We start from the raw sequence: 6721 nt of genomic DNA, 5'->3' as shown, positions 1-6721 counted from the left end.
ATGATGCCGCTGTCCGATTCTATGGCAATGTAATTTGCCGCTAAAAATTCTTCGCCTTTTTTCATCCTGGCTCGGTAACTGGTTAAGCCCTCATGGCTTAAATAGGTATCACCTGGAACCGTGACCATTTTACCCAAGCCGCTATCCAATAGCGTGCCGTCCGGCCTTTGATATGCTTTTGCTTTTACGCTTACCAGGCCGCGATAAATGGCGATATACTCCCGCGCCCTGGCTGCTGCTACTTTTGCTTTTCGCTGCCACCACTCCGGCTTACTCATAATGGCTACGGCTTCCGCCACTTCTTGCGGTGTCATTTCGGCTTTTTTTGGATAGGTAAAACCAACAAATTGCGCTTTTTTTGCCAGCGCTTCATAGTGCGTAAAAATGTTAAGGTACTTAATTTTTGTTTTTTCTTTGCAGTATTGCGCCGCCCAGGATGCCGCTGTTTCATCTGAGCCAATGGCGCTAAATGGCATGTTCGCGCTACGTATTTTATTAAATAGCCGCCACACCCAGCCCTGCGCGCCGTGTATGTCAGACCTGGCGCGGCTGATGAATTCTGATAGTAGTTGGCGCTCAAACCTGGCTGGCAAATCCGCCAAGACTGTTGCTGTGTCCTGCCAGCACTCAAGCGCCTCAAGTGCTATCGTGTCTTTTTTCAGCGCGGTTAGTGTCCAATCTTTTTTTGTTGCACAAGCGGCAACAGCGGTGGCGGTTTCCCGCTGCCGCTTTGCCAGTTTTTCTCTTATGCGCTTCTCTGCCTTGCTTGTTGCTGTCATGGCAAAACGCGCCCGGCCAAACGCCGCTCTATGCTGTCTATTCTGCCGCATAATATACGGCTGATAACTACCGTTTTTTGTTGTGCTAAGTTCTTGTTGTACTTGCGGTCAATTTGCAACTTTTCCAGTATGGCGCTTACTTCCTGCTTTACTTGCGCCACTTCTGAGTGTGCAAATTCGTAAAGCCTATCTGCCGATTCTGGTAATTCTGCTAATTCACAGTTAGCCGCCTCTATCAAAGAATCCAAGCACTGCTCAAGGTAGTATTTATGCCATTTTAAATGGTGTCTTAACATGCTCATGCCGCTACCCTTAGTTGTGCTAAACGGCTGACGGCCTGCGTTGTTTTGGCTCTATACACTGCCCTATTATCGACAATCGTTGCCTGGTATTTTGCGCGCAACTCCTGCACTCGCTCTGTGCGGCGCTGTAATTCAGTAATGCTTAATTTGTTGTTGTGTAAATGCGATAAATACGCGAATTGCGCGGCCATGCTTTCAAGCGCTGCGCTGTCCGTGCAGTTTTCCTTCATGCGCTTTAGTAGGTTGCCAAGTGGTATATAGTTTTGGTTTTGCACTAATTCTGCTCCTGTTATTTAACCGCCCCGATTACCGCCCCCACGGCGGTTGGGCAAGCGCTGGCAAAATTTAAGTAAAACCAGCGCCGCCCGTGGGGTTTTGTCACCCTGGCAGGCAACGTAATTAGGATATACAAAGTTCCTTGCATTATACAATGAGCCTTGTTGCTTTACACACCTTGCGGTATGGCCTATTCTTAATGCGGGTTTTTTGAACAACTGGCAGGAACAAAATGCAAACTACTGATTTTCTTAATCAGCTAAAAGCCGCTTACGGCCTCACTTCTGATTATCAACTAGCTAAAAAACTATCAATAACCACCAGTGCAATTACTAATTACCGCTCTGGACGTTCTTTTCTCAATGATGAAATGGCTTTAAAGGTGGCTGACCTTTTAGAGGTTGATCCCTTAATTGTCATGGCCTGCGTACACGCTGAAAGGTATTCCCGCGCTGGCTCTTATGAGGTCTTTAATTTTTGGGCCGATGTGGCTGAAAGGGCTATGTCGGCAAACGACAAAATGACGCATAACGCCGCTTGATAGTATGCTAACCCCCTGCCCTATAACGTGTTTTTATTATAGGTGCAGGCAAAATGTATATTATGTTAAATATCACTGAAGCGCTTCAGTGATATGCAAAAAACTGAAAACCTGTTTAATTCCGGCCTTTGTTCAAAAAACCCCTACAAAGGCGCGTTTATTGCAGTTACCTAAAAGCGGTATTTTTGACGCTGTAATAACTAAACGGAATTAAAAACATTATGCTAATGATAACAAAATCTATAAAAGACGGCGATTTGTTGCACCTGGTTGGCTTTTTCTCTCATGCGGGTTCGCCTGATGTGCGCAGAATAGCGGCTTTTTGCGGTGTCTCTGAGCGAACCGCCCAGCGCTGGCTTAAACATGGCTTGCCTGGTCGCGCCCGCTGCCACTTTGAAACGCTGCTCAATGGTGATTATTTGCCGGATAAATGGCGCTATGCCGGTGTTAAGCTGGCGCATGACGGCGTTTATTTACCGTCAGGCCATTATATTACTATTGATATTATCAAGCGGCTGGATATTGTTTTGCAGGCGGTTAATTGGGATATGCTGCCTTTTATTCGCGTTCCTGCATCTTTTTAGCATCTGCGCGCCTGATACCCTGCATTACTTCTAGTATATGCACGCGCCGTTCAACTTTAAACAGGAAATAGGCAATAGCTATCGTTGCGCCGTTCGCGCCGGTAGCTAATGCCTGCTCTAAAAATACAATAGCTTCATTCATGCTTTTGCGTCTGCACTTGCTGCACTGGCTCTGTCAGTGCGGTATCAGTAACAACAAATAGCGCGCCGGCTAATGGCGTTCCGATTGCCGCCGCTAAAATGGCAAATTTCTTTTTGTGTTTTTTCCAAAAGTCTCTCATTTTGTACTGTCCTTATCGACGATTTTATTAATTAAATGACGGTAGCTGTGCAACAACTGCCCGCGCTCGTTGGTTATCAGGCTAAATAGCTCACCGTTGCCCGCATGCATTAGTGTTATATTTTGCCGCCACTGAAAATCTATAGTTCCATCTGGCTTGATGTAGCTTCCATTTAACACAAAGCCAGGATAACTGCTTTCAACCATCACCGGCTTTCCTTTTAGCATGGAATACAGATTAAAGGCTGCATCCGTTAACGGCTTTATAGCGTCGCGCCCTGCGCTGTGCGTATCGGCAATGGCCTGCTTTACCCGCATTGCCTGGTAAACTACCGCGCCTACCAATAATAGTCCTGTGCCGATTAATAACGTGTTTTTGTTAGGCAAATCCATCATTCACCGCCCTGGTAATATCGTCAATGCTGTACGGTTGTTGGCCGTTTTCGTGGTGAATCATTGCCGCAATGACTGCCGGATAGTCTGTTGCTGTCAGTATGTCATCCGCTGCTATTCCCGTATTTCTTACCACGCTAGCAATATAGCCGCCCGTATCCTGTATGTAAGTGCTGCCGTCGGCATTTCTGCCCGCTCCTGGTGCCCATCGGCTAACAATGCCCGCTATTGTGCGCAATCCGTGGCTATTTGCATAAGTGCGCAAATTGCGCGCCGCTGCTCTGATACCGTCGTGGGCACTGTTGAAAATCTCGAACTCTCCATCGTTACCGACTTTGCCCTGCCACGCCGTTCCGCTTTTTCGGATGTTTAGCGGGTTATTGTTGCGGATGCCCCTCGGCTGGCTTTTGTTATATCTGTTCATTGCTACCCCTGCAAAAATCAGCCCGACAATAACAAGCGCTGTTAATGCCTGTCTGTTCATTAAATGACAAACTCTAAAAAATGTACTCCGAATGTTTCCACTGTGCCTGACAAATCCAGCTCCACCGCTGTTGAGATTTTTTCAGTGCCCGAATTTACATATAACTGATTATCAAACAGCCCCACCTTATCAATGCCGATAAAATTCCACGGATGATTAGTGCTATTCAGCGTTGCCACCAGCACAAATTCGCTGCTCTTATTTACTGCGTATAAATTCCTACCGGCTGCGTATATCAGTACATTGCCGTAGCTTTTTAGGTTTATTACTGATACTTCTGAAATCCTTGTCCATGTTCTTCCGCCGTCTGTGCTTCTGTGCGGCCTTTGTGCATCCGTTCCACTTTGCTTTATGCAGTACAAGTCTCCGCTTGATAGCGCTACGTATGATGCAAATGTTGCAGAGAAAACCAGTTGCCACTCTGTAAAATTCTCTATATTGAAAATTCTGTTTTCGCCTGTGCCGTTATTTACTGCCATTATCTCGGATTCGCTGATAAATTTTAGCGCCCCCGCCCCGACTGATTGCGCCGCCTTTGTTGTTTTGCTAATCATTGTCAGGTTTTCGAGGTTTATCAGCTCCATATTGCCATCATCCACTAACAGCAAATCGTTGATAATGTCAGGTATTACATTTCCTGAGTTAAGATTGCCATTGGCAAACGTTTTTAAATGCACTTTTTGCCGGTTTGTTAACTCGTATAATCTTGTTTCATTGCTGCCTACCCCTTTTTCTATTAGTAGTACCTTATCCCGCCATTTTGTTAATGCTGCTCTTGAACCTGTTGTTGTTACAAGCTCATCAACTCCATTAAAATGTCGAAGTCCCTGCCCTGCCTTATACCAATAGCCTTGGCTATCTGCAAAAATGCCCGTGTTATTTTCCGGCGCTAATCCTGTTATTCCATGCTCTGTTATGCCTTTATTGCCTGGCTGTATAATGGCCAGGGGTGAAAATGCGTAAATATCTGACACGCTTTCCAGGTCAATTTCCTGACCCGCTAATACAGGAAAACCATCCGCGCCCACACCAAAACCGCCGATTAATATATCTTTTTCTGGCTTTAGCCTTACTTTTGATCGCATGTTTCCAGATACCACTAGCTCGCTGCCGCCCGATAATAACGAGCGTCCCGCCCTTAACCCTATGCCGCCAACGGCGGTTAGCTGCATATATTCCAGTGGTAAAAGCCCCGCCCAGATTTCTATTACCTGGTCATCTTTTGCATAAAACTCTACCCTCTTCACCCTTTGCTCAAATTCTGTCGCCATTGGTGCGCGAAAATCCGTTTGCAATATTTCGCTATCGTTACCCGCGCCAATAGCCTGAATCCTTACCGGCGTTACTGATGAAATGATTTTTAAATGCTTTATTTCGGCATTAATAAAGCCAAAACCGCCGACTATTCTTACTTTTCTTAGCATTATTTACGCCCCCAAATCAAAAGCGCCGCGCCGCTAACGCCAATCACCGCCACCAGTGCAAGCATATTTTTATTTGTACTGATTGCTAGCTGCTGCCCGTCGCTTCGGCTTACTGAATCCGCGAACTGGAGCGCGTATTTTGTGCTATCCAGCACCGTGTTTTGGCTGTCTGCTGAGCTGGCCATAATATCTGCCGATAATGATTTAAATAGATTACTATTGGTATATAGCGAATCTTGTGCAATGCCTGCCATATAGCTAGCGGTTAGTCCTGCTAAATCATTGGTTGATTGCACTACGTTACTTGCCAGGTTAGCGCTGGATAGCACCGCATCACTGGACACGACCCGCATATTATCCAGTGCGTTAACGCCCAGGCTACCCATTGCATAAAGGCTATCTGATGCGACTGCAAACGCGCCTCCGTCTGTTACGGTGACGTCACCGCCAAATGTTGACCCTGACATAAATCCGCCGATACTTCGGTCACTTTGGTCAAAAAATTCATTCCTTGAGTTGTCCGAGTTATCTATATTGTAATTGTTATTTGTTGTTGTCTGCTGCTGTGTCGTTTTTGATTTTGAGTTAAAAAGTCCGCCAAACATATACAGCCCCTACTTTTTAAGCGCGAAAAAAACCGCGGCGGCGACAACTGCCGCCACCATAATTAATTGCGCATTGCTATTACCTGGCTGGTTTTTATTTAGCGACCCGCCGACAAATTGACCTGTACCCTGATCTCCTGTCTGGCCTGTTGCACTGCTGCTGCCTGAGTATCCGCCACCGCCGCCCATAAAGCCGGTAAAATCCATGCTACCGCCCCTTTTTTAAATAGACGGCCAAACCCAGGATAACCGCTGAGAAAATCAACAGGTTTTTGTTAACCGGTGTACCCATTATAACTATTTCGCTACCGTCCTGCTGTTGCTGTCCAGCCTGGCTTTGTGGTGTTATTTTTTGCTCATCAATGCTCACCGCTTTACCCGCTGGCACTTCAATTACAGCGTTGTAGCTCATGCGGTCTACGCCCTGGCTGTTTTGCTGCGCTTTGAGCTGCTGCCGCTGTAAGTCGTATTGCAGCGCGGCTGCCAGGGTAGCGTTAAAGCCGCCCCAGAATCCGCCGCCCGACGTGGACACGCTTTGACTGTAAGGAATATCAATACCATTCATACGCTGCCCCTTAGAATCCGTTTGGGTTCCATTCGTCGATATACTCTACAACCACATCCAGATTGCCGCCCGTAGCGCACTCCACACGCAAGCGCATATCCTGCACCGGTGGAACACCTTTCGCCAGTTGCTCCGCTGATGGAAAGTTAAGTGTCTGGAACATATCGCCTTGCAGCATCATATCCAGGTGCAAATGATTTGCCTGTGGCGATCGACCATAACGGCGCTGACTTTCTTCGGCCATTGCTTTGGTAAAGTTAAACCAGGATTTATTATCCACAATTAATTCTGCCTTGGTGGCGTCCGATTTTTTAACGTGAATCGCCGCAATAGCTGCACCGGCTGGGCGCGGTAAATTTGTAATTTCATTCACGCCAGCGGCCACCGATACCGGATAGCGGCGGAATTTTTTCAGCACGCCAGGCTTTGCTGCCGCTGATTTTTCGGCAAAGGCTTTTAGCACTGGATTGGTCACTGCTGAGTCAATG

14 protein-coding genes are annotated in these 6721 nt (G+C 46.8%); 2 read left to right on the top strand and 12 right to left on the bottom strand.

Annotated features, from left to right (window positions below; translation table 11 throughout):
* From V7D78_RS15520 to V7D78_RS15510, 3 genes are all read right to left on the bottom strand, one after another.
* On the bottom strand, positions 1–779 hold a 779-nt coding region (locus V7D78_RS15520), incomplete at its 3' end, for a hypothetical protein (RefSeq protein WP_333609369.1).
* On the bottom strand, positions 776–1081 hold the full coding sequence (locus V7D78_RS15515) for a hypothetical protein (protein WP_333609368.1): 306 nt from the start codon (positions 1079–1081) through the stop codon (positions 776–778). The genes V7D78_RS15520 and V7D78_RS15515, both read right to left, overlap by 4 nt.
* Positions 1078–1356 carry a hypothetical protein gene (locus V7D78_RS15510; RefSeq protein ID WP_333609367.1) on the bottom strand — a complete coding sequence of 93 codons (279 nt, stop codon included), beginning with the start codon at positions 1354–1356 and terminating at the stop codon, positions 1078–1080. The genes V7D78_RS15515 and V7D78_RS15510 overlap by 4 nt, the downstream gene beginning before the upstream one ends.
* A 233-nt stretch (positions 1357–1589) precedes the next feature.
* On the opposite strand from V7D78_RS15510, the gene V7D78_RS15505 reads away from it, so the two are divergent.
* Positions 1590–1898, top strand: coding sequence for a helix-turn-helix domain-containing protein (locus tag V7D78_RS15505; RefSeq protein WP_333609366.1), 309 nt, complete (start codon positions 1590–1592; stop codon positions 1896–1898).
* A 221-nt stretch (positions 1899–2119) separates the two neighbouring features.
* Positions 2120–2482 carry a hypothetical protein gene (locus V7D78_RS15500; RefSeq protein ID WP_333609365.1) on the top strand — a complete coding sequence of 121 codons (363 nt, stop codon included), beginning with the start codon at positions 2120–2122 and terminating at the stop codon, positions 2480–2482.
* Here the strand turns inward: V7D78_RS15500 and V7D78_RS15495 are convergent.
* The 9 genes from V7D78_RS15495 to V7D78_RS15455 all read right to left on the bottom strand — a co-directional run.
* On the bottom strand, positions 2457–2624 hold the full coding sequence (locus tag V7D78_RS15495; protein WP_333609364.1) for a hypothetical protein: 168 nt from the start codon (positions 2622–2624) through the stop codon (positions 2457–2459). The genes V7D78_RS15500 and V7D78_RS15495 overlap by 26 nt on opposite strands.
* On the bottom strand, positions 2617–2763 hold the full coding sequence (locus V7D78_RS15490; protein WP_333609363.1) for a hypothetical protein: 147 nt from the start codon (positions 2761–2763) through the stop codon (positions 2617–2619). Before V7D78_RS15490 ends, V7D78_RS15495 begins: the two co-directional genes overlap by 8 nt.
* The gene (locus V7D78_RS15485) at positions 2760–3158 is read right to left on the bottom strand and encodes a hypothetical protein (RefSeq protein ID WP_333609362.1); all 399 of its coding nucleotides are present in this window, start codon (positions 3156–3158) and stop codon (positions 2760–2762) included. The genes V7D78_RS15490 and V7D78_RS15485 overlap by 4 nt, the downstream gene beginning before the upstream one ends.
* Positions 3142–3639: a structural protein gene (locus V7D78_RS15480; protein ID WP_333609361.1), complete on the bottom strand. Its 498-nt coding sequence runs from the start codon at positions 3637–3639 to the stop codon at positions 3142–3144. The genes V7D78_RS15485 and V7D78_RS15480 overlap by 17 nt, the downstream gene beginning before the upstream one ends.
* Positions 3639–5063 (bottom strand): hypothetical protein, encoded by a 1425-nt coding sequence (locus V7D78_RS15475; RefSeq protein WP_333609360.1) that lies wholly within the window; start codon positions 5061–5063, stop codon positions 3639–3641. The genes V7D78_RS15480 and V7D78_RS15475 overlap by 1 nt, the downstream gene beginning before the upstream one ends.
* A complete protein-coding gene (locus tag V7D78_RS15470) occupies positions 5063–5668 on the bottom strand; it encodes a hypothetical protein (protein WP_333609359.1) in 606 nt (201 codons plus the stop codon). Before V7D78_RS15470 ends, V7D78_RS15475 begins: the two co-directional genes overlap by 1 nt.
* Positions 5669–5677: 9 nt before the next feature.
* The gene (locus V7D78_RS15465) at positions 5678–5875 is read right to left on the bottom strand and encodes a hypothetical protein (protein WP_333609358.1); all 198 of its coding nucleotides are present in this window, start codon (positions 5873–5875) and stop codon (positions 5678–5680) included.
* Position 5876: 1 nt separating this feature from the next.
* Positions 5877–6233: a hypothetical protein gene (locus tag V7D78_RS15460; RefSeq protein WP_333609357.1), complete on the bottom strand. Its 357-nt coding sequence runs from the start codon at positions 6231–6233 to the stop codon at positions 5877–5879.
* A gap of 10 nt (positions 6234–6243) precedes the next feature.
* On the bottom strand, positions 6244–6721 hold a 478-nt coding region (locus V7D78_RS15455), incomplete at its 5' end, for a hypothetical protein (protein ID WP_333609356.1).

Origin of the sequence: Arsukibacterium sp. (assembly GCF_036735525.1) — a bacterium.
In the GTDB taxonomy this organism is placed as follows: domain Bacteria; phylum Pseudomonadota; class Gammaproteobacteria; order Enterobacterales; family Alteromonadaceae; genus Alishewanella.
This window is presented reverse-complemented; position numbering and strand designations above follow the sequence as displayed.

Excerpts from the sequence above, each read along its gene's own strand:
- V7D78_RS15515 (WP_333609368.1), bottom strand. The coding sequence starts at position 1,081 with ATGAGCATGTTAAGACACCATTTAAAATGGCATAAATACTACCTTGAG.
- V7D78_RS15505 (WP_333609366.1), top strand. The coding sequence starts at position 1,590 with ATGCAAACTACTGATTTTCTTAATCAGCTAAAAGCCGCTTACGGCCTC.
- V7D78_RS15500 (WP_333609365.1), top strand. The coding sequence starts at position 2,120 with ATGCTAATGATAACAAAATCTATAAAAGACGGCGATTTGTTGCACCTG.
- V7D78_RS15495 (WP_333609364.1), bottom strand. The coding sequence starts at position 2,624 with ATGAATGAAGCTATTGTATTTTTAGAGCAGGCATTAGCTACCGGCGCG.
- V7D78_RS15490 (WP_333609363.1), bottom strand. The coding sequence starts at position 2,763 with ATGAGAGACTTTTGGAAAAAACACAAAAAGAAATTTGCCATTTTAGCG.
- V7D78_RS15485 (WP_333609362.1), bottom strand. The coding sequence starts at position 3,158 with ATGATGGATTTGCCTAACAAAAACACGTTATTAATCGGCACAGGACTA.
- V7D78_RS15480 (WP_333609361.1), bottom strand. The coding sequence starts at position 3,639 with ATGAACAGACAGGCATTAACAGCGCTTGTTATTGTCGGGCTGATTTTT.
- V7D78_RS15475 (WP_333609360.1), bottom strand. The coding sequence starts at position 5,063 with ATGCTAAGAAAAGTAAGAATAGTCGGCGGTTTTGGCTTTATTAATGCC.
- V7D78_RS15470 (WP_333609359.1), bottom strand. The coding sequence starts at position 5,668 with ATGTTTGGCGGACTTTTTAACTCAAAATCAAAAACGACACAGCAGCAG.
- V7D78_RS15465 (WP_333609358.1), bottom strand. The coding sequence starts at position 5,875 with ATGGATTTTACCGGCTTTATGGGCGGCGGTGGCGGATACTCAGGCAGC.
- V7D78_RS15460 (WP_333609357.1), bottom strand. The coding sequence starts at position 6,233 with ATGAATGGTATTGATATTCCTTACAGTCAAAGCGTGTCCACGTCGGGC.